General features: G+C 58.8%; 14 protein-coding genes and 2 tRNA genes. 8 read left to right on the forward strand and 8 right to left on the reverse strand.

Going from position 1 to position 21,373, the window contains the following annotated elements; genetic code table 11:
• The first annotated feature begins 115 nt into the window (after positions 1-115).
• Both HMPREF1206_RS04970 and HMPREF1206_RS04975 read left to right on the forward strand, forming a co-directional pair.
• The gene (locus tag HMPREF1206_RS04970) at positions 116-9,253 is read left to right on the forward strand and encodes a type I polyketide synthase (protein ID WP_222867596.1); all 9,138 of its coding nucleotides are present in this window, start codon (positions 116-118) and stop codon (positions 9,251-9,253) included.
• Entirely contained in the window at positions 9,250-9,654 is a 405-nt protein-coding gene (locus tag HMPREF1206_RS04975; RefSeq protein ID WP_016422272.1) for a holo-ACP synthase, read from the forward strand. The genes HMPREF1206_RS04970 and HMPREF1206_RS04975 overlap by 4 nt, the downstream gene beginning before the upstream one ends.
• A 12-nt stretch (positions 9,655-9,666) precedes the next feature.
• Here HMPREF1206_RS04975 and HMPREF1206_RS04980 read toward each other — a convergent pair whose 3' ends face one another.
• From HMPREF1206_RS04980 to bcp, 3 genes are all read right to left on the reverse strand, one after another.
• Complete coding sequence (locus HMPREF1206_RS04980) at positions 9,667-11,436, reverse strand: neocarzinostatin apoprotein domain-containing protein (RefSeq protein ID WP_016422273.1); 1,770 nt, start codon at positions 11,434-11,436, stop codon at positions 9,667-9,669.
• 160 nt (positions 11,437-11,596) lie between these two features.
• Positions 11,597-12,256, reverse strand: coding sequence for a TetR/AcrR family transcriptional regulator (locus HMPREF1206_RS04985; RefSeq protein ID WP_042388501.1), 660 nt, complete (start codon positions 12,254-12,256; stop codon positions 11,597-11,599).
• Between the two features lie 75 nt (positions 12,257-12,331).
• Complete coding sequence (gene bcp / locus HMPREF1206_RS04990; RefSeq protein ID WP_016422275.1) at positions 12,332-12,859, reverse strand: thioredoxin-dependent thiol peroxidase; 528 nt, start codon at positions 12,857-12,859, stop codon at positions 12,332-12,334.
• A 150-nt stretch (positions 12,860-13,009) separates the two neighbouring features.
• Here bcp and HMPREF1206_RS04995 point away from each other — a divergent pair, with 150 nt between their 5' ends.
• A complete protein-coding gene (locus HMPREF1206_RS04995) occupies positions 13,010-13,291 on the forward strand; it encodes a DUF3618 domain-containing protein (RefSeq protein WP_005511166.1) in 282 nt (93 codons plus the stop codon).
• A 175-nt stretch (positions 13,292-13,466) separates the two neighbouring features.
• Here HMPREF1206_RS04995 and HMPREF1206_RS05000 read toward each other — a convergent pair.
• Positions 13,467-13,539 (reverse strand) — tRNA-Lys (locus tag HMPREF1206_RS05000).
• A 652-nt stretch (positions 13,540-14,191) separates the two neighbouring features.
• Here HMPREF1206_RS05000 and HMPREF1206_RS05005 point away from each other — a divergent pair.
• Positions 14,192-15,361, forward strand: coding sequence for an Ig-like domain-containing protein (locus tag HMPREF1206_RS05005; RefSeq protein ID WP_016422276.1), 1,170 nt, complete (start codon positions 14,192-14,194; stop codon positions 15,359-15,361).
• Positions 15,362-15,414: 53 nt separating this feature from the next.
• On the opposite strand, the gene HMPREF1206_RS05010 is transcribed toward HMPREF1206_RS05005, so the two are convergent.
• Together HMPREF1206_RS05010 and HMPREF1206_RS05015 are read right to left on the reverse strand one after the other, a co-directional pair.
• A complete protein-coding gene (locus HMPREF1206_RS05010) occupies positions 15,415-16,098 on the reverse strand; it encodes a response regulator transcription factor (protein ID WP_016422277.1) in 684 nt (227 codons plus the stop codon).
• 59 nt (positions 16,099-16,157) lie between these two features.
• A complete protein-coding gene (locus HMPREF1206_RS05015) occupies positions 16,158-17,363 on the reverse strand; it encodes a sensor histidine kinase (RefSeq protein ID WP_042388506.1) in 1,206 nt (401 codons plus the stop codon).
• Positions 17,364-17,512: 149 nt separating this feature from the next.
• On the opposite strand from HMPREF1206_RS05015, the gene HMPREF1206_RS05020 reads away from it, so the two are divergent.
• Positions 17,513-18,529, forward strand: coding sequence for an FtsX-like permease family protein (locus tag HMPREF1206_RS05020; protein WP_016422279.1), 1,017 nt, complete (start codon positions 17,513-17,515; stop codon positions 18,527-18,529).
• A gap of 102 nt (positions 18,530-18,631) precedes the next feature.
• Positions 18,632-19,426, forward strand: coding sequence for an ABC transporter ATP-binding protein (locus HMPREF1206_RS05025; RefSeq protein WP_016422280.1), 795 nt, complete (start codon positions 18,632-18,634; stop codon positions 19,424-19,426).
• Between the two features lie 101 nt (positions 19,427-19,527).
• Here the strand turns inward: HMPREF1206_RS05025 and HMPREF1206_RS05030 are convergent.
• Together HMPREF1206_RS05030 and orn are read right to left on the reverse strand one after the other, a co-directional pair.
• Positions 19,528-19,603: transfer RNA gene (locus HMPREF1206_RS05030), tRNA-His, on the reverse strand.
• A gap of 142 nt (positions 19,604-19,745) precedes the next feature.
• Positions 19,746-20,399 (reverse strand): oligoribonuclease, encoded by a 654-nt coding sequence (gene orn, locus HMPREF1206_RS05035; protein ID WP_016422281.1) that lies wholly within the window; start codon positions 20,397-20,399, stop codon positions 19,746-19,748.
• On the opposite strand from orn, the gene HMPREF1206_RS05040 reads away from it, so the two are divergent.
• Together HMPREF1206_RS05040 and HMPREF1206_RS05045 are read left to right on the forward strand one after the other, a co-directional pair.
• A complete protein-coding gene (locus HMPREF1206_RS05040; RefSeq protein WP_042388509.1) occupies positions 20,398-20,586 on the forward strand; it encodes a hypothetical protein in 189 nt (62 codons plus the stop codon). The two genes, orn and HMPREF1206_RS05040, sit on opposite strands and share 2 nt — an antisense overlap.
• 95 nt (positions 20,587-20,681) lie before the next feature.
• On the forward strand, positions 20,682-21,326 hold the full coding sequence (locus tag HMPREF1206_RS05045; protein WP_016422282.1) for a TetR/AcrR family transcriptional regulator: 645 nt from the start codon (positions 20,682-20,684) through the stop codon (positions 21,324-21,326).
• The last annotated feature ends 47 nt before the right edge of the window (positions 21,327-21,373 follow it).

Consider the following 21,373-nt stretch of genomic DNA (forward strand, 5'->3'; position numbering starts at 1 on the left):
TTTGGGGTTGCAAATTATCTTCGCGTTGATGGCATCACAAAACCGCACGAGAAAAACATGATGGATTCCTCATGATTTATGGCATAGTGTCCTGGCAAGGATTTGGAAACAAAAGATGTTTTCATTTCGTACTCCACAAGACAAGGACCTCAGCCACGTGAAATACGAAAAACTCGCCACTTTGCAGACCAATGTCGTAACTGCTGCAGACCTGGGTACTTTTGCAGTCACTTTCGCCGGTCAATCGCAACCATGGCTGGACACTCTCTCCAGCGTCATGGCCAGTGGCAACTCAAAGAAACTACGGGAAGTTTTCACTCGCGCTGAGGAACTGCTCGCACCGCTTGACGACGATCTCATCGGCCAGCTTCCCGCAGGTTTCGACCCCTTCGGCTGGGCAATCTCACTCGTTACAGACGAGCCATTTACCGGAGATACAACCAACCCTGCGGTCAGCGTCCCGGGCATCGTCTTGGCACAGTTGGGCATTGTCGAGTTGCTGGAAAAGCAGGGAATTAATATCACCGAAGCGGTAGCGGTAACCGGTCATTCGCAAGGTGTTCTTGCCGCTGAGATTGTCGCTCGCCCAGAGAAGGCAGCAGAGCTTCTGGCGCTAGCTCGCCTCATCGGTGTGGCGTGTGCGCGCGGAAGCCGAGTAGCCGGATTTGGGCGCGCGCCGATGATGAGTATCTCTGGCCTGACGGTCGAGGAGTTGGAGCCTTTCCTCCCCCAGGGCTGTGTCATCGGTCTGAAGAATACGCAGACTACCAGCGTAGTTATCGGCAAGCAGGATGAACTAGACCAGCTGGCAGAGCAGCTCACAACGCAGCAGCCGAAGGGTCGGAAAGTCGAATGTACAGTTCTGCCAGTTAGTGGCGCATTCCATCACCCAGCGCTGGTACCTGCTGTGGCATGGATAGTGGAGCGGGCTGAGCGCATTGGGCTAGATGCGGAAACGGCGGACCGGCTTGCGCGTGCAATCTTGGTTGACCCCAGTGACTGGAGCGCCGAGGTACGGGGGCTCATCGACCATGGGGCAACCACCATTTTGGATCTGGGGCCGAACACAGGCGTCGTCAAGCTGACAGAACGCAACGCTGAAGGCTATGGCGTGGCGGTGATTCCTGCGGCGACAGCTGCGGGGAGGGGCGTCCTGTCTGAGAGCGACATTGAGCATCCGACATCGTGGCTGGAGTTTGCGCCGCGTCTGGTCACTGGAGACAAGCCCCGTGTCGAGACGAAGTTCACCAAGTTGACCGGGCGCTCGCCAATTCTGCTCGGCGGTATGACCCCGACAACCGTTGACCCTGAGATCGTGGCGGCTGCTGCGAATGCGGGGTTCTGGGCGGAGCTGGCCGGTGGCGGCCAAGTCACGCCGGAAATCTTCGAGGCTAATGTGGCGCGACTCTCCGATCTGCTCGAGGAGGGGCGCAGTGCACAGTTCAACACCATGTTTTTGGATCCGTACCTGTGGGGTTTGCACATTGGAAGCCGCCGTTTGCTCCCGCGCGCAGTGGCAGCGGGGCGACCGATTGATGGAGTCACCATCTCCGCGGGAATCCCCGAGGTGGACGAGGCAGTTGAGCTAGTAAAGCAGCTGCGTGAGGGCGGGATTCCGCATATCTCCTTCAAACCGGGCACAATCGCACAAATCGAGTCGGTGCTCGAAATTGCAGACACCTTGGCGCAGCAGGGCACACCGTATCCAATCATCATGCAGGTTGAAGGTGGGCGTGCCGGTGGCCACCATTCCTGGGAAGACCTCGATGACCTGCTAATTAACACCTACGCAAAGATCCGCAAGCGAGATGTGGTGCTTGCTGTTGGCGGCGGTATCGGCAAGCCAGAACAGGCCCGTGATTATCTGATGGGCACGTGGTCGACACAGTACGGATTGGCGCCGATGCCGGTCGATGCTGTCATCATCGGCACAGCTGCGATGGCAGCCAAGGAGTCGACCGCCTCTGAGTCCGTGAAACAAATGTTGGTCGACACCGTCGGCACTGACAACTGGATTCCCGCTGGTAGCGCCATGGATGGCATGGCGTCGGGGCGCAGCCAGTTGGGTGCTGATATCCACGAAATTGATAACGCCGCAGCACGCGCAGGCAGATTGCTTGACGAAGTCGCAGGTGACCTCACTAAGGTGACTGAACGACGCGCAGAGATCATCGAGGCGATTAACGCCACCGCGAAGCCGTACTTCGGAGATGTCAGCACCATGACGTATGCCGAGGTGCTGAACCGCTATCTCGAACTGTGTGCGCCCGAAGGGACGTTCCTCGATCCAACGTGGTCGACGCGCTTTGTCGCACTCGTCGACCGCGTAGAGGCACGACTGAATGCAGTCGACGCGGGCACGTTTGACGCGCTTGCCGACGGCGACAGCTTGCGCACCCAGCCGCAGAACGAAATCTCGCGACTGTCCGGCCTGCTGGATCTGGATACCCAGCTCCACCCAGCAGATGTCACCTTCTTTATCTCTGAGCTCTGCCGCACACCTGGCAAACCTGTGCCATTCGTTCCGGTTATCGATGATGAGGTTCGTCGCTGGTGGCGATCGGACTCCCTATGGCAGGCGCATGACTCTCGCTACGATGCGGATCAAGTCTGCATCATCCCAGGGCCGCAGGCTGTTTCGGGCATTACCCGCGCGAATGAGCCAGTAGCGGAAATTCTGGGTCGGTTTGAAAAAGCTACTGCACAGGCATTGATGGATACCGGCTACCTGCCGGAGGCACCTGTTGACGCCCTCAGCCGGATGCTCGCAGCACCTGTGATTTGGTGGGCTGGTCGACAGCAGCCGAATCCGGCGCTGGCACTTGGCGCGGAACATGAGTGGGTATGTGTATCTGACGCAAGTGATGTCTCTCGTTCACAACGCCTGGAGCACCCAGGTACTGGTGCCATTTTGGAGACCATTGGAGCTGATGGCAGCAATGATGAGGTCGGGGAGGAGCTCGTCTGGGCACAGCTGACCGTTCCGCTGCCCGATGCTGCGGGGGAGAATACGCAACTGCGAATTCGCCTGTGCCAGAGTGCAGCGGTGGGCGCAGTGCCCGTCGTCAAGCATGAGGATGCGGCAGCCGCGATGCGGGAGCTGACGCGAATCGCGGCTGGCGGTGAGCTTGCAAACATCGTCGATGGGGTCGCGGAGTGGGAATCCGTGTGGGATCCGATGGCGATGGCTGACTACGATGCGGTCACTATTGCAGCTGCCGGCGATGAGTCGCAGGCGACGGTGCCGGACGCGTTGGTCGGGCATGCTTGGCCAGCGATTTTTGCGGCAGTCGCGCAGGCGCGTACTGAGACCGGCATTGATGTTGTTGAGGGCATGCTCGCGCTTGTTCACCTTGAGCATCACATTCGTATGATTGGGGCTCTGCCTCAGGAAACCACAACGTTGCGGATTAGTGCGCGTGTCGACGAGGTCGTTGATACGGACTTAGGGCGGTTAGTTGTGGTGCGCGCGGAGGTTCGTGATGGCGATACGCTGCTCGCCACCTTGAGTGAACGCTTTGCCATTCGTGGCCGAAACGGCGGCGAGACAGCGCGGACCAATACTGTGCCATTTCCAACGGTCACGGATACGCCACGGAGTTTCCGCGGTGCCTTGACCGTGGAAGCGCCTAAGGCGATGGAGCCATTTAGCTGTGTCACAGGAGATCGCAATCCTATCCACGTCGATTCCCGGGCAGCAGCGCTAGCTGGTCTACCAGGGGTTATTGTCCATGGAATGTGGCTGTCGGCGATGGCCGAGCATGCGGCTGTTGCCACGTCGGATGCCGGCATTGGCAATCGGGTGATTGAGTTCACTGCGACTATGCTGAGTCCGGTTCTACCTGGCCAGGAAGTGAAGTTCTCTGTCGAACGCCGTGGTTTTGATGACCGTCCAGGCGCCGGTGAAGTCCGTGAAGTCACGGCCACAGTAGAGGGCGAGCTGGTACTGACTGCCACTGCTGTAATTGCCGCACCGACGACCGCATATGTCTTCCCTGGCCAGGGGATTCAATCACAGGGGATGGGGCTGTCTGCTCGGACTCGCAGCGTAGCGGCCCGCCGCGTGTGGGACCAGGCTGATGCGATGACCCGAGAGAAGCTTGGCTTTTCCGTACTGGCTATTGTCCGGGACAACCCTGTAGAGGTGGTCGTGGATGGTGTGCGCTATTTCCACCCAGAAGGTGTCCTGAATCTGACTCAGTTCACCCAGGTTGCGATGGCGACGTTGGGGCTGGCGCAGGTTGTGGAGCTCCGTGAAGCAGGGCTGCTGGATGAAACAGCTCACTTTGCGGGACACTCTGTCGGTGAGTACAACGCGCTGGCGGCTTTCGCTGGTGCGCTTGACGCAGATGCCGTGTTGGAGGTTGTCTACCGCCGCGGTTTGACCATGCATGAACTGGTCGAACGTGATGAGCAGGGGAGGTCCAACTATGGTTTGTGCGCCCTGCGTCCGGACAAGATCGGCGTACGCGAGGACGAGGTCACCGAGTTTGTTAATCGGTTGTCGCAGGAAACCGGTGAGTTCCTCGAAGTCGTAAATCTCAACCTGGCAGGCAAGCAGTACGCCGTCGCCGGCACCGTCGCGGGCCTTGCGGCACTGGCTGAACAGTGCGAGCGCCGCAGCTCGGACGGCAAGGGATACGTGCGTATCCCAGGTATTGATGTGCCATTCCACTCCAGTGTCCTACGCGACGGTGTGGATTCCTTCCGTAAACACTTGGAGCGGCTGCTGCCAGCGGAAATCACTCCAGAGCGCCTGGTGGGACGCTATATCCCGAATCTCACCGCGACCTCTTTTGAGCTGACTGAGAAGTTCGTCCGCCAGATGGCTGCAGTCGTCGACTCAGACATTTTGGAACAAATCCTTGCCGACTTTGATACTGCCGCTGAAAACCCGGCGCGCCTGGCCCGCATGTTGCTGGTCGAGTTACTGGCCTGGCAATTCTGCTCACCGGTGAGGTGGATCGAAACGCAGGATCTGCTGCTTGAGGATCTCGGCGTCAGCCGCATTATTGAAGTTGGTGTAGGTACAGCGCCCACACTGGCAAACCTGGCTGCCCGCACCTGCCAGTTGCCCCGTCACCGAAGCCGTGACATTCGAGTGCTCAATCTCGAACGTGATGCTGATGCAGTGTTTATGCGCGACCAAATTCAGCCGGAAAAGACTGAGCTCGAGTCGGAGGTGACACCGGAGCAGGACACGGCGCAGGCTCTATCTGGAGCAGCGGGAGAAACAGGAGCAGCAGGAGCAGCGGAGCCGGCAGTATCTGTCGACCAACCCGCGGCGACCGAACAGGCAACCACGATCACGAGTGCTGCCACTCCGGCTGCCGAAGTTGCTGATATCGCAGTCAGCCCGGCAGAAGCGTTGGAAGTTCTTATTTGCCAATGGACGAAGGTACGTCCCGACCAGCTCGGTGCCGCCGACTCCATTGAGACTCTGGTCGATGGAGTCTCATCTCGACGCAATCAACTGCTGCTCGATCTCGGAGTCGAATTCGACCTCGGTTCAATCGAAGGGGCCGCAGATGCGGAACTGGCTGATCTAAAGGACAAGATTGATAGCTTGGCCAGTGGATATTCCGCATTCGGCCCGATTCTCTCCGAAGCCATTGCCGACGGTATTCGCCGGATTACCGGTCCTGCCAGTGCAGGCGCGAATTACATCGATGACTATGTGGCCAATGAATGGCAGCTTGGCAAGGGATGGGCAACCGCAGTCAGCGCCGAGATGATGCTCGGTACTCGCGACGGTGCATCCCTGCGCGGCGGCGATCTTGCGCATCTGGCTCCGGCCACCCCAACCAGTACTGCTGAACTCAACCAGCTGATTGATGAAGCAATCCTTGCGGTCGCCGCGCAGCGAGGTGTATCTGTCGCTAAGCCGTCGGCAAGCGACAGTAGCGCTGGAATGGTCGACTCGGCTGCACTCACTGAGTTTGCAGATAAACTGACAGGCCAGCAAGGTATTCTTGCCACCGCTGCACGCACGATTCTGGAGCAACTCGGCCACGAGATTACCGGTGCCATTGACTTCGATGCCGAAGACGCCGACAGCAACCTGGTAAATCTCGTCACTGCTGAACTCGGTGCGGACTGGCCGAAGCTGGTCACCCCGACGTTTACGCCCACCAAGGCAGTGCTGCTCGACGACCGCTGGGCCACCTCCCGCGATGACCTAGCACGCCTCTGGGCAGCCACTGATGAAGACGTGGCTGACACCGCGCCGGGCAGTATCCACGAAACCGCAGTCGAGCAGGCACAGTGGTGGGCTGCCAAGGCAGACGAGGCAGGGCGGGCACAGTTGGCGAGTATCTACCGACAGCTGTCGGATGAGGCCATCACGAATGTGGATGAACTGCCGATGAATGCCGACATCGCTGTTGTTACCGGTGCATCGCCAAATTCGATTGGCTCCGCCGTAACTGCACAGTTGTTGTCTCAGGGCGCAACCGTTGTTGTCACTACCTCACGCCTGGGACATGAGCGCCTGAGCTTCTACAAGCAGCTCTACCGTATGCATGCGCAGGGCGAGGCGAAGCTGTGGGTGGTACCGGCGAACCTGTCCAGCTTCCAGGACCTGGATTCCCTTATCGACTGGATCGGAACCGAGCAGACTACGACGATTGGTGCGGAAGTGGTTGTGACCAAGCCCGCGCTGTCACCGACGCTGCTATTCCCGTTCGCGGCGCCTACGGTCTCAGGTTCGCTTGCCGACGCCGGTCCTGCGTCCGAGACCCAAATGCGTCTGCTTCTGTGGTCGGTGGAACGACTCATCGCAGGGATATCAGCACTCGGCGGGGACAATAATCTGCAGCATCGTTTGCATGTGGTGCTGCCGGGTTCACCGAACCGTGGTCGCTTCGGCGGTGATGGTGCCTATGGTGAAGCCAAGGCCGCACTCGACGCCGTGGTGGCGCGCTGGAATGTGGAGGACGCTTGGCGCACCCGCACCACTCTGGCTCATGCACAGATTGGTTGGGTTCGAGGCACCAACCTGATGGGTGGAAACGACCCATTGGTTGCTGCAGTGGAAGCAAAGGGAGTACGCACCTTCTCCACCGAAGAAATGGCAGCTGAACTCATTGAGCTCGCGAGCTCGGAGGCTCGGAAGAAGGCACAAACCCGCCCGATTCAGGCCGATCTCACCGGCGGATTGGGTGACGTCGACCTCAACATTGCGCAATTGGCGCAGGAGGCTGCACAGGCGGCTGCCCCAGCAGCTCAAAACTCTGAGATCTCTAGCGGGGCGCGTTCGCAGGAGCCGTCGTCAAGCCGTGTTCTGAGCGGTCTGCCAAGCCCACGCCGACCAATTGCGCAGACAACACCGACCTTTGGTGACATCGCAGCGGCTCCGGAGGACATGGTGGTCATTGTGGGCGCCGGTGAGCTTGGGCCGTACGGTTCTTCCCGGACGCGCTTTGAGGCTGAAGTCGATGATATTTCTGCAGCAGGAATTGTGGAATTAGCCTGGTCAATGGGGCTGATTTCCTATGAGGGTGGCTGGCGCGATGCCGACGGGCAACCGTTGGCAGAAAGCGACATTGCTACGCGCTACCGCGATGAAGTACTGGCGCGAGTTGGTGTGCGTCGTTACGCCGATGATGGCGATTTGGTTGACAATACGATGACTGAGCTGACCACGGTCTACCTGGATCGTGCGTTGAGCTTTGCTGTGCGTGACCGCGCGGCAGCGGAGACTTTTGTCAGTTCCAACCCGGACAACACCACTGCGAGCTTCGATGCCGAGACAGGGCAGTGGCTTGTGACACGGGCCGCTGGCACGCCAGTTCAGGTTCCACGCCGAATGGCGATGAGCCGCTATGTTGGCGGTCAAATTCCGCAGGGCTTTGACCCGGCACGCTACGGTATTCCGGCAGACATGATGGACAATCTGGACCGCGTGAGCTTGTGGAACATTGTCTGTACTGTCGATGCCTTCTTGTCATCGGGCTTCAGCCCAGCGCAGCTGCTGGAAGCGGTCAACCCGGCGCGAGTGTCGTCGACACAGGGCACAGGTATTGGTGCGATGGAGTCGCTGCGCAGTCTTTACATCGACGGTCTGCTGGGGCAACCGCGAGCCAATGACGTCCTGCAAGAGGCATTGCCAAATGTTATTGCCGCCCACGTTATGCAGTCGTATGTCGGTGGCTACGGGCAGATGATTCACCCTGTGGCAGCCTGTGCGACGGCAGCGGTGTCGGTGGAGGAGGGCGTCGACAAGATTGCCCTGGGTAAGGCAGATTTTGTTGTCGCGGGTGGCTTTGATGACCTATCCACAGAGGGAATCACAGGTTTCGGCGACATGGCCGCCACAGCTGACTCCGCCACCATGGAAAACAAAGGCATCGAGCATGAGTACTTCTCCAGGCCGAACGATCGTCGACGCGGAGGTTTTGTGGAATCGCAAGGCGGTGGCACGGTGCTGTTGGCTCGCGGAGACATCGCCCGTGACATGGGGCTCCCCGTGCTCGGTGTCGTCGCATACGCCCAGTCCTTCGCCGACGGCGCGCACACATCCATTCCGGCGCCGGGTTTGGGCGCGCTAGCGGCCGCTCAGGGCGGCGAGAAGTCTCGGTTGGCTCGCGCCCTTGCAGCACTCGATGTCACTGCGGATCAGGTCGCGGTGTTGTCCAAGCACGACACCTCGACCAATGCCAACGACCCAAATGAGTCCGAACTGCATGAACGCATTGCAGATGAACTCGGTCGCGAGCGCTCTAACCCGCTGTTGGTGGTCTCTCAGAAATCGCTGACGGGACACGCTAAGGGTGGTGCTGCAGCGTTCCAGATCATTGGTCTGACCCAGGTGTTGCGCAGCGGCATTGTGCCAGGTAATCGATCGCTGGACTGCGTCGATCCCGCATTGGCTGAGCATTCGCGTCTGGTATGGCCAACGAAGGCAGTCAATTTCGGCAATACGTTGCCGCTGAAGGCTGGCTTTGTTACCTCGCTCGGGTTCGGACATGTCTCGGCACTGGTGGCAGTCGTGCATCCGGAAGCTTTCTACCAAGCGATAGTGCAGCACGATGGCGCTGAGGCTGCGGAGCGTTGGCGGTCCGCGGCGTACAACCGCGAAGCGGCTGGTCTGCGTCGCATTGATGAGGCTATTTACGGTGGAGAAGCCCTCTACGAGCGTCCACGCGAGCGAAACCTGGCGGACGGTGGTCGGTTCGGTTCACCCGCTGCATTGGAAAAGGCAGTTCTGCTTTCCGACGGCGCCCGTCTGATCGATGGTGTCCTCCAGCCATGATTGGCGTAGACCTCGTCTATATTCCGGGCTTCGAAGAGCAGCTGAATATGCCAGGAAGTCAGTTCGCGCAGGCTGTTTTCACACCTGCGGAGCTACTGGTAGCTAGGCGCCGCGGAGCAGTCGGCGGCGCGCTGGCGCGTCACTTAGCGGGCCGCTGGGCTGCGAAGGAAGCCTTCATCAAGGCCTGGTCGCAGACTCTCTTCGGCAGCCAACCGCCGATTGCGCGCGATCAGCTGGACTGGCGGGAAATAGAGGTGCAGCCGGATGCCTACGGTCGCGTGAGCATCAGTCTCCACGGGGCTGTGAGCCGCCATTTCCACGATCAGGAGTGGCAGCTGGGGCCGTCGTTAAGCATCTCGCACGACGGCGACTACGCAATCGCCGTCGTACGCTTGGACTAGTCCGGCGCCGTGCTAATCGACGGACTTCTGACGGCGACCGACCAGGATGCCGGCACCGAAGATTAGCGCGCCCAGGATTGCGCCGGTTCCGGCGACTGCGGCGGTTTGGAGCGGGGAGTTGGTCGCGGCCGGCTGAGTCTGCACATCAACTTCGTCGAGGCCATTGCCGGAAGCGTTGGACTTTGCGGAAGCCTTGCCAGATGCCTTGGATGAGCCGCTGGCCTTGGACTCTCCGGTCTTGGAGGCACCGGTCTTCACAGCTTCTTCGCGTTCCTTGGCGGAGCCGCCGACGCTGAGGTCCGTGGCCGTGTCCTGGCTGCGGTCGGAGGAACCGTGAGCAGCAAAGGTGTAGAGTGCGCAGTCATTTTCGACGCAGTTGGCGGCCGAGGTGACGGCCTCGACATTGAGCGTTGTAGAGAAGCTGCCGTCGGAGGACATCTGGGAGGTGCGGACAAACTCAGCGGCGGAGAAAGCATCAGCGTTGGTGGTGGAGAACTTGTTCTTCTCAGCCACTGCGACGTAGATGCCGTTGCCGCTGGTCTTGAATCCGGTTCCGGAGACGGTAATTGCGGTGCTGCCCGATGGGTTCAGTTCCGTGGTGGACAGGCTTACCGACGGGGTGCCGGTCGAGGAGCTGCTGCCGTTGGAGCTGCTGCCGTTGGAGCTGCTGGAGCCGCTGGAAGCGCTGGTGCTACTCGTTCCACTAGACCCTGTGCTGCCACTGGTGCCGGAGCTTGCGCTGCCTGCGGACTGTGAGGAGCCACCGCCGGAGGGCAGGGTAGCGTCCTGCTTGGCAGCTCCGCCGGCAAACGATACCGAGGTCGCCGTGTCCTGGCTGCGGTCGGAAGAACCGTGAGCAGCAATGGTGTAGACCGAGCAAGCGTTCTGCATGCAGTCTGCCGTGCCGAACTTCGCGCTGACCGGAAGATCCACGCTGAAGCTGCCGTCGGACTTCAGGTTGCCGCGAGAAGTAGACACAAACTGGGTATCCGGGCCGAAGGAATCGGCGTTGGTCACATCCATCTGGTCATTTTGCGCGATACCGACGTAGATGCCCGGTCCAGAGGTCTTGAATCCCTTGCCTTCGACTCGAATGGTGTCGCCGCTCGGGTTCAAGTCTGAGGTCTTGGACAGGCTCACCGATGCGTTACCTCGTGACTGGGACGGTGACTGTGAGCCCGACTGAGAGCCCGAACCAGTGCTCTGGCCACCGCTCGGTGCCGCGCCGGTGGAACCCTGCGATTGAGCAGCCTGGGAAGTAGCACCCGCCTTGAAGGTGATGGGGACCCACTGGTCATTGCTGCGGTCAGAGAGATTAGGGAACGCAGTAAAGGAGGCTACGTAGCACTGGGTAGAGGTGCAGTCGACATCGCCAAAGCTGGTCGCGACCTTCATCTCCTGCGTAAAGCTTCCGTCAGCGCCGACCGTGACCTTGGCCGCTTCGCCATAGGTCGAGGGGTAGCCCGACTTTGGCTTCTCGATTGTCTGGGCCAGGTAAATATTTGCGTTAGCGGGGTAGCCGACTCCCTTGATGGTCACTGTGGCGCCGTCGGAAAGATCAGTGGCAGGGGTCACGGAGAGCTGGCGCTCAGACTGATCGGTGCTGCCGCCGAGAAGGTCACCGATGCCGGGGAGCGAACCGCCGAGCTGTCCAATAGATGGCAGTGACTGTGCCGATGCGGGGACTGCGGGTAAAAATCCCGTACTCACTACGATTGCCGAAGCTAGAACAATAGAGCGGGGAAGCAGGCTCCGTCGGAAAGCGCCCTGCGTCGTGGACATGTGAACCTCTGATTCTGTTTGGGAGTTCCGGCGCAGGCGCGGCGAAAAACAGGGAACCCCACCGCGCTGACCAGAGTAAAGCGTAAACTAAGGCAAGCCTACCCTCCGCGTATTGATAAGGGCAATAAATGCCCCTGCCGAGGTGGGCGAGGGGTGCTCTCTAGTCTGCGGCCTCCGCGACGCTCATGAGATAAGAGATTGTCATGCGTTTGATTTCCTGCACCGTCAGCTCGTAATGAGCTTCCCGCTCAGCATCGCTTCCCGGATGGTCCACCGCATAATTCAGCAGGGCGTACGTGGCGTTAATCATGAGGTCGGAGATGAAGTTCAGTTCCGCATCGCTTGACGACGGCACCAGCGGGCGCAGCACCTTTGAAATCTCGTTGACCAGGCGTGACTTCGTATCTTCTGCGGTTGCGCGTGTGGCGGGCGTTGATTGAACAGCCAGCCATACGGCTCTTCTGGAAACGTCCTCGCGCCAGAGTTTTGCCAGGTGATCGATGAACTCCGAGAGAAACTCCGGCCATTTCAAGGTGGGGACTGTTTCTCCGAAACGTGAGACTTCCTCGATGACGGCCTCAGTGTCCTGACGGTCGAGCTCGCAGATCATCACATACTTGTTTGCGAAGAATTGGTAGAGCGTGCCAATGGGGATATCTGCGATGCGAGCGACTTCGTCGAAAGTGAAAGACTCAAACCCGTGCTCGATGAGCACTGTGCGTGCCGAGCTGAGCATGCGTGCGTACCGCTCTCGGCTGCGTTGCTGAGCCGGAGTGCGACGGGGACGAAGAATGGTCGGTGCGTCCTGGGATTGAGTCACTACTACGAAACCGTCTAATCGGGATGATGCGGGATGAGAGTTTGGGGCCGGGGCCAGAGCCGGCCTTGTGGCCAGCTAGCTTTCGGAAGCCTGTGATTCCACGCCCAAGTCACGCAGTACGCGCTGGACGTGCCCCTTGGCGCGAACGTTGTACCAGGCCTTTTCAATTTCTCCTTCGGCATTGACCAGGAAAGTCGAGCGGATGACGCCCTGGACAATCTTGCCGTAGTTCTTCTTCTCGCCGAAAGCGCCGAACGCGGTCATGGTTTCCTTGTCCGGATCGGACAGGAGGGTGAAGTTCAAGCCGTGGTCCTCACGGAACTTTGCGAGTTTCGCCGGCTTGTCCGGAGAAATACCTACGACAGGAATGCCGGCATTGTTCAGGGCTGCGGATTCATCGCGGAAGTCGCATGCCTCAGTGGTGCAGCCTGGAGTGTTGGCCCGCGGGTAGAAGTAAATCAGCACGGGCTTGCCCGTGTAGTCCGACAGAGAAACCTGCTCTTCGGCGTCGTTGAGAAGAGTAAACGCTGGGGCAGGGTCGCCAGCTTCCAAACGGATGTTGTTCTGGCCGTATTCTTTGTCGCTGGAGGAAGAAGTAGTCATGGCTTCATCGTATCGACTCTGGAGCGATGCGTGTCGACTCTGAAGCAATGCGTTGAGTTTTTCCCCGTGCTCGCCCACGTTGCTGTAGTGGAAGTGTTAGTCTTTTAGGCGAACAATCACTTTAGATATTCAACTTTTTAGGGAGTTTACGTGGCTCGCAGCATTGAAGATATCCAGCGCGATATTGAGCGTAACCGTAACCAGCTCGCCCGTACTCTGGATGAGCTAACCGTGCGAACGAATCCGAAGAACGTTGCGGATGACGCAAAGACCCGCGTTCTCGATGCTCTGAATGAGCCGAAGGTGCAGGCAGCACTGGGCGTCGTTGCCGCACTCGTTGTTGGCGGCATCGCAATGGGCATTCGTCGCAACCGTAATCGCAGCAAGGAAATCGACCGCATTCGCGAGATGATTGAGACTGCTGCTAAGTAGTTTTTCGGTATTTAGTGCACGCGCTTCGGGTGGTTGCCTGGGGTCGTGCGCTTTTGCGTATCTAACCCTTGTTTGAGTCAGGCGTGGGGTGCGAGCGAGGGGTGCAAGTTGGCACCTGCGCTTGTTGTGCAACAAAAAGACCGGGAGGGTATTTCTACCTTCCCGGTCTGTATTGTGCGCCATCAGGGACTCGAACCCCGAACCCGCTGATTAAGAGTCAGCTGCTCTGCCAGTTGAGCTAATGGCGCTTACTGTTTCCTGCTTGGTGCTCTCTGTGTGAGCTCCTCGCCGGCAACGAGAAGATATATAACCAGGTTTCTGATTGTTTGTAAAATCGGCTGGTCAGACCCTGTTTTTTGGTCGGTGTTTTTGCATGTTTTTTGAAAGGTTTTGCGCAACCGTTTGAAAAAAGTTCAAAAAAAGTTTGGAAATCCTCAAAGTGGGGTAGGGCCTGTATCAATGCCATCAACGTCGGGAGTGTGCATAGATGTCGGGGTTACGTTCGACAGTGTTCAGTAACGTCCGGAAGCGTCCGGTGGCACTTTTGAATAGCGAACTGATTACTTTTCGGTAACGCAGCTTCAAGGGGGTGCTGTTTTCCCAGGTCGGTTGAAGTGCCCCGTTTTTTTGGGGTTGCACAGCAATTTTCCAGAGGGTTAACTGTAGGAACCGTTGGGCTACTTTGCGTGCTGCACCCTGTGAGGGGTTGAAAACTGCGATTGGGCAGTCAATAAGGCTTTTCAGTTAGGGCGAGCGTTTTATCGGTGGCTAGTGCCGCTGCAGGGTAGTCTGACCTTTTTCGAGGGCGCACCAGGGGCTGTAGCAGGACTCCGCTGTGTGTCGCAGTGTGTCCCCGGGACTTACTACTTAATAATTGCACTGTTGGAGTGAAGCACGATCATGCGGCAATCTTTTAAGCGCCTGTCGATGGCGGTGGTGACATTTGCGACCACCATCTCGCTAGCTGCTTGTACCGTCGGCGGAGATAATGCCGAGCAGCAAGAGGCGGAGAAGCCAGACGTTGGTCTTGTCGCCAGTGTGAAGGATGACGCCACCGATGTTTCGGTGGTTGACCCGATTTCGGTTCAGGTGGAAGAGGGGCATCGCCTGGACAAGGTTGTTATGACCAACCCTGAGGGCAAAGAGGTCAAGGGCAAGCTCGACTCCAGTGGTACTAAGTGGACCACTGCAGAACCCCTGGGCTACTCAAAGACCTATGAGATTAACGCCACCTCGGGCACAGAAAAGTTGGCTACTTCTTTCACCACCGTCGAGCCGACTTCTCAGGTAAATGGTTACTTGTCCCCGCTGGATGGTTCCACCGTGGGTGTCGGTCAGACTATTGCTGTGAAGTTCAGCGCGAGTATTTCGGACCGCAAGGCTGCTGAGGAAGCAATCAAGGTGACCACCGAGCCTAAGGTGGAAGGCGCTTTTTACTGGCTGAATAACAGTGAGGTGCGCTGGCGTCCAAAGGAGTACTGGAAGCCGGGGACCAAGGTTACCGTGAAGTCCGATATTTACGGCACGGATCTTGGTGACGATATGTATGGTGCGGAGTCCGCTGAAACCAGCTTCACTATCGGTGATGAAGTCATCGCTATCGCTGATGATGCGACGAAGACCATGGTCATTAAGAAGAACGGTGAAGTCGTAAACTCCATGCCTATCTCTATGGGGTCGAATGTTCACCCGACTCCGAATGGCCAGTACATCATCGGTGATCGCAACGAGACCATGGTGATGGACTCCCGTACCTACGGCCTGTCTCTGGAAAACGGTGGCTACGTCACGCCGGTTAACTACGCAACGCAGATGTCCTACTCCGGTATCTACGTCCACGGTGCACCGTGGTCAACGTGGGCACAGGGCAGCGTCAACCAGTCTCACGGCTGCATCAACGTCACTGACGCCAACGCTAAGTGGTTCTTGGACAACACTAAGCGCGGTGACATCGTGATTGTGAAGAATACGATTGGTGAGACGCTCTCCGGTGTTGATGGACTCGGTGACTGGAACATTCCGTGGGAGACCTGGAAGAAGGGCAACGCCGACGAGACCAGCTCTTGGTAGTCCATGTCCTCTAAGTGAGGCCATCATTTAAGTCACACGGGTTAGTCCGTTTCCTAATCACCCAACATTCCCAGCTCCTGCGCCCGAGCAACAGCCGCGGTGCGGGAGCTGACGTCTAGCTTGGTGAAAATATGTACCAGATGCGATTTCACAGTCGCTTCGGTAAGCACCAGCTGGTCTGCAATTTTTTTATTCGACATACCCCGCGCGACCAACTCGAGCACCTCGAGTTCGCGCGGGGTTAGTGCTGTATTGGGGTTGCGCATCCGACCCATCAAACGCCCGGCCACCTGTGTGTTCAGCACGGTCTCGCCGCGAACGGCACGACGGATACCATCGATGAGCTCCTCCGGAGCGGCATCCTTCAGCAGATAACCAACTGCGCCTGCGGTGACAGCGCCGAGCACATCGGAGTCCGAAGAATAATTGGTCACCACCAACACTTCTGGAGCTTTTGCGCCGCGCCCGGCCAGTGCGCGGATGGCTGCGGTGGCATCAACTCCGCCTGCGCGGGTAGCAGTGCCAGGGGCCTCACCAAAGCGAAGGTCCATGAGTACCAGATCGATGGGGTCGCAAGAGTCGTCGTCAAGCGATGCGCGCACCTTCTCGACCGCCTCGTCGCCGCTGGCCGCCTCGCCAACCACGACGATATCCGGCGCCGATTCAACGACTGCGCGAAGACCAGCGCGGACGATGGGGTGATCGTCAGCGATGAGGACTCCGATGGGCTTGGTCACCTGGCTAACTCCTAGGGTGATGTGAATGGTCGTTTCCTACCTGCTTACCAGGCGGGGCCTTAAGGGGTGAGCTCGTGCGGGATGCTGACGCTGACACCGCAGCCACGCCCCGGTTCCGACTCGATGGTGAAGGTGCCGCCGAGCTTCTCCACGCGTCGGCGCGCGTTGGCGATCCCCACGCTGTCGTCGTTAGTTGGTGCGGTGGGGTCGAAGCCGATGCCGTTGTCGACGCAATCGAGCAGAATCTCGTCGGGCTGGTAGGTCAGGGTGACACGGCAACGCGTGGCGTGTGCATGCTTGACGACGTTCGCCAAGCTCGCCTGGGCCACCCTGATGATGGTTGCTTCGACGGTGGCCGGCAGCCGCGTGGGTGTGCCGTCGACGCAGAAGCTGACAGCATCGCCCAGCACCGTGGAGGAGCAGACTTTCTCCAACGCACCGGATAGGTCTGCGCCTTCGAGGGGAGCCGGCTGAAGTGCTGCGATGATGCGCCGGGTCTCGGCGAGATTGTCGGCCGCAACCTTGCGGGCGAGCTGTAGCGAATCCACCGAGGCCTGGTCATGCTGAGTGGGAGCACTTTTCATGCGGGACTCCACCGAATGCAGCAACAGCTGGATGGAGGAAAGCCCCTGCGCCACGGTGTCATGAATATCCGCTGCGAGGCGTGCGCGTTCGTCCAGCTCACCGGCACGACGGGACAGTGCTTCCGAGTGGGCGCGGGCGGCTGAGAGCTCCTCCAGCGCCTTGGTCTTTTCGATAGTCTCCTTCTGCAGGAGCCGGAACCCCAGCCCCACCGTGAGTACAAACGTCCCACCCAGAATGGGGCCGAGGACACCACCAAATGTCAGCGGAGTGTGGACGGCGATAGCACCGATTGCCGTCGCAGTTGTCGCCGCCACCATGATTACGGCCATAAGGCCGCCGGTTACCTGCAAAATTACGAAAAATAGTGGGAAAACCAGGAACGAGGCGTCCAGCGTTGCAAACGCCAACGCCGCCCAGCACAGCAGCAGAATCACAAGCCAGCCCAACAGCAGGCCACGCGGCTTAGTCAGCGCGACCTCGTTGGCTACGTTGCCATGCCGAGCCCGACCAATCGGCCCGACCGAACCTGCGATGTACACAGCTAGAAAGCACGCCGCATAGGTGATGATTCGCCACTGCGGATCCGGAACCACGCATACCGCCAGCAGCACCAGCACCAAAACATCCAGGGCAAACCGCAGTAATTGCCAGCTGCGGTTCAGGGTCTCAGGAGTATCCACGCTCTCGAGCTTAGGGCAGTTCCGCCTGCCAAAACACCGCTGACGAGCCGGAATTGTCAACATCAACCGAAAGTTGGAGACGAAGTTCAACCTCGCTGGCGATTAAATCCTCCTTTGAATCCACGACCATAATGAGTATGTACCAGTCAATGAAAGAACTTCGAGCCGCTCCAGGCCGTGCCGCACTGATCACCATCACCGTCGGGATGATTGCTGTGATGGTCGCGTTCCTCTCGGCTTTGGCCGCCGGCCTGTCCGCCCAGTCCGTCTCCGCACTTGACGAGGTCTACGGCAAAAACGACGCCGTCGTCATCTCGGAGGGGGCTACGTCGCTGTCGTCGTCAAGCATCGGCGAGACGGCGCGAAAGAGCGTCCAGACGTGGGCGAACGATAACAACGCCACCATCCGCGATGTCTACGTCAGTCGTGCGCGCGTCGATGAAACGCCCGTCACCGTCATCTCCGACTTTTCGCTTAACGACGACCAGGTGGCCGTCACCGACGGTGTCAGTGAAACCGCCATTGCGGAAGGTGACTCGCTGACCCTGTCTGGCGCGATGGGCGAGCACGAGACCACCGTTGCGCGCGTGGCGGGGGATAAGTGGTTGGACCACCAAGCGGTCATTTATGCCGGGCGCGGTGTGATGGAAGACCTGACGCCGGGGCAGATGGTGCCGGCGGCGATGGTTGTCGACGAGTCTGCGACGCAGCTGCCGAATGTCCCGGAAGGAACAATTCTGCGCGACGGCGAGCGCAATAATCTGTCGGCTTCCTATCAGGGCGAGCAGACCTCGCTGAACGCGATGACCTCGATGCTGTATGTGATTTCTGCGCTGGTGGTAGGCGCGTTCTTCACCGTGTGGACTGTTCAACGACTGCGTGGTGTGGCCATTTCCTCGGCGCTCGGTGCGTCCCGCTCCGTGCTGGTGGCTGACTCTCTGGCGCAGGTCCTGGCCGTGCTGGCAATCGGAGTCGGCGGCGGTGTTGTGGTGACTGCAGCGGCGGGCTGGGCTCTGCAGAGCGGCGACGTCATGCCAATTGTGGTCGATGCTTCCACGACCGTCGTGCCGGGGCTCATTCTGGCCGTGACCGGCGTAGTTGGTGCGCTGCTGGCACTGGTGCCGGTATTCCGCGTCGATCCTACCACCGCATTGGCGAATGCGTAGTGGCTCGTTAGTACGGCCTAGCACGGCGGCTTCCCACAGAACACTCACATCGCGTTAATCATGCACAACCTGCAACTGAGGAATTGAGGAATTGAGGACAAAATGACTACCTACATCGACAACCAGGCTCCCGTGGCACTCGCTCTGAAGAACATCTCGCTGACCGTCCAAGATGGCGACAACAAACGCACCATTTTGGATGACATCTCGCTGAAGATCCGGGCAGGCGAGGTAGTGGGACTGGTCGGACCATCGGGTTCCGGCAAGTCGACTCTGTTGACTATCGCAGGTTGTTTGAAGAGTGCCGATACCGGACATGTCACGCTGTACTCCACCAAGCAGGACGCGAACGGTGCAGGCGCGGACGAGAGTGCGGAAAGGAAGGCCATTGATCTGAGCGCTCGCGGCGCGGATGCTGCCAAGATTCGTCGCGAACACATCGGTATTGTTTTCCAGCAGCCGAATCTTCTACCAGCGCTGACGGTCAAGCAGCAGCTCATCGCAATGCGGCGATTGGGCCGTGTTTTCGGGTGGCCCGCGGGTGGCCGTCGTGAAGCGGAGAAGCGCGCGGATGAGCTGCTAGAGGCAGTCGGCCTGACTGGGCTGGGAAACCGTCGCGTGAGCCAGCTTTCCGGTGGTCAGCAGGCACGCGTCAATGTTGCGCGCGCACTGATGAATGAGCCGGAAGTGCTGCTAGTCGACGAACCGACCGCGGCTTTGGATCAGAAGAGTGCAGGGGCGGTGACGCGACTGATTATGGATGTGACGCGGAAGATGGGTGTGGCCACCCTGTACATCACCCACGACCTGGGGCAGCTCCACGGTGCCGACCGAATCGTGGAGATGGTTGACGGCAAGCTGCAGTCCGCGGATGCAGGCTTGGTGGCTACTCGGTAGTGACTATGGGGGGCTTAGCAGCAAAAAGGCCCACCCCGGCGACGCGCCGGGCGGAAACACAAAAACCCTCGGCCCGGAAAAACCTGGCCGAGGGTTCTACTTGGGGTGACTGACGGGACTCGAACCCGCGACACCCAGGATCACAACCTGGTGCTCTACCAACTGAACTACAGTCACCATTACCGCATTAAAGGAGCTGTATTCTCAGCTCATCTCTGCAGCGAACTATATGGTAGCCCACAGTGGGCTGGAAACAAAAACAGCAGGTCAACCCGGATAAATTTGGGAAAGGGTGGGGTTTGGGTCGTCGTAAAGCGAGCTAGCCGCGAATCTCACCGTACTTTTCCGTCGATTCCTTGCTTGCGGCAGAAATAGCGTCGCCTTCGGGGCCGGGGTGGGGCAGAAGCATGGCGCGGCGGTAGTAGTCCAGCTCGCGGATCGACTCCTTGATATCTGCAAGAGCTCGGTGAGCGAGACCCTTTTCTGGAGCGCCCTTGAGGACCTGGGGGTACCAGCGGCGGGCAAGTTCCTTGAAGGAAGAGACATCAATCATGCGGTAGTGCAGGTGCTGGTCGAGCTCTGGCATGTAGCGGTGGATGAACTTGCGGTCGGAGGCAATCGAGTTGCCTGCCAGTGGGGCGGTGCGCGGCTCGGGAACCCACTGACGGATGTAGTCCAAAACAGCCTGTTCGGCGTCGGCGACATTAGTCTTGCTGTCGCGAATTTCCTGATCCAGGCCGGACTTCGCATGCATCTTGGTGACGAAATCATCCATCTGCGCCAATTCGGTCTCGGACGCGTGCACGACGATGTCCACGCCTTCCCCGAGGACGTTGAGGTTGGCATCGGTGACGAGAGCCGCGATTTCGACAATGACGTGGCGCTCGGGTTCGAGGCCCGTCATCTCACAGTCAATCCACACGATGCGGTCGAGCTCAGGGGAGAGCTGGAGGTCGGGATCGGGCTGAGCCATGATTTCACCTTTCGCTGAGATTCGGCATGATTCTGCAGTGCGCCTTATTTTGTGCCCGGACTGGGCTGTGGGGCACACGCTGACTACGCCCAGCTTAGCGATGTGGATTGTGCTGTGGTCGGGCGTGTGGATTGCCGTGTGGTTTGTGGAGCGAATTGTGGGGGAAACGAAATTAACTGGAAAGTAAGATCTTAGAATTGGACAACGGGGCATGAACTAAATCGACCTATTTGCCTGATAAAATTACTTCTGAGTTCGGATTCCAACGGGAGAAATAGTTACATGGATGAGACGAGGCGTGTTGGCGACGCTGCTCAAAGCACCACCGCGGCACAGAAACCATCCGTCGATGATGTCATCATTGCCGCTGCGCGCGAAAGCGTAATGACTGTGGGCTTGCGTAGGACTTCGATTGCAGAAATTGCTCGCAAGGCAGGAGTTTCGCGTCCGACCGTATATCGTCGATACGCTGACATTGGTGAGCTTCTGGGGGAAGTGACCAACCGCGAAATCCTGCACATGCTTGAGGGGCTCCGCTATGTCCCTGGCGATTCGCGCGCTCGCATGTTGCTGCGTATTCGAATCGTCGTTCAACGCATCATCGAAAGTGACTTTTTCCCTGGCCTGGTCAAGACAGATCCCGACCGTGTCTTAGAAGCGCTCACTGGAGAGATGAGCGATACACAGCTGGAAATTGTGGAGAAATTCATTCTCCCCGGTGTCCGTCACGGGCAGGAAGACGGCACTATTCGCGAGCACGATCCATATCTGCTGGCGCGCAACATTTACCGTCTGATTCAGACGATGGTGCTGGTGTGGCGCCCGGATGGCAAGGATGCGACGCTAGACAAGGAATCTGTCGAAGAGGTCGTCGACATGGTTGACCGCTACTTGCGCCCGGATCCTGCGGATAACAAGAAGAACTAAGAAGTAAAAACCCGCCTGACACTGGTATAGAACCAGGCCAGGCGGGT

The organism is Corynebacterium sp. HFH0082, from assembly GCF_000411235.1.
Taxonomy (GTDB): domain Bacteria; phylum Actinomycetota; class Actinomycetes; order Mycobacteriales; family Mycobacteriaceae; genus Corynebacterium; species Corynebacterium jeikeium_D.

Bases quoted from the DNA above. Each gene is read 5' to 3' on its own strand.
- HMPREF1206_RS04970 (WP_222867596.1), top strand. From the start codon at position 116: ATGTTTTCATTTCGTACTCCACAAGACAAGGACCTCAGCCACGTGAAA.
- HMPREF1206_RS04975 (WP_016422272.1), top strand. From the start codon at position 9,250: ATGATTGGCGTAGACCTCGTCTATATTCCGGGCTTCGAAGAGCAGCTG.
- HMPREF1206_RS04980 (WP_016422273.1), bottom strand. From the start codon at position 11,436: ATGTCCACGACGCAGGGCGCTTTCCGACGGAGCCTGCTTCCCCGCTCT.
- bcp (WP_016422275.1), bottom strand. From the start codon at position 12,859: ATGACTACTTCTTCCTCCAGCGACAAAGAATACGGCCAGAACAACATC.
- HMPREF1206_RS05005 (WP_016422276.1), top strand. From the start codon at position 14,192: ATGCGGCAATCTTTTAAGCGCCTGTCGATGGCGGTGGTGACATTTGCG.
- HMPREF1206_RS05020 (WP_016422279.1), top strand. From the start codon at position 17,513: ATGAAAGAACTTCGAGCCGCTCCAGGCCGTGCCGCACTGATCACCATC.
- HMPREF1206_RS05025 (WP_016422280.1), top strand. From the start codon at position 18,632: ATGACTACCTACATCGACAACCAGGCTCCCGTGGCACTCGCTCTGAAG.
- HMPREF1206_RS05040 (WP_042388509.1), top strand. From the start codon at position 20,398: ATGATTTCACCTTTCGCTGAGATTCGGCATGATTCTGCAGTGCGCCTT.
- orn (WP_016422281.1), bottom strand. From the start codon at position 20,399: ATGGCTCAGCCCGATCCCGACCTCCAGCTCTCCCCTGAGCTCGACCGC.
- HMPREF1206_RS05045 (WP_016422282.1), top strand. From the start codon at position 20,682: ATGGATGAGACGAGGCGTGTTGGCGACGCTGCTCAAAGCACCACCGCG.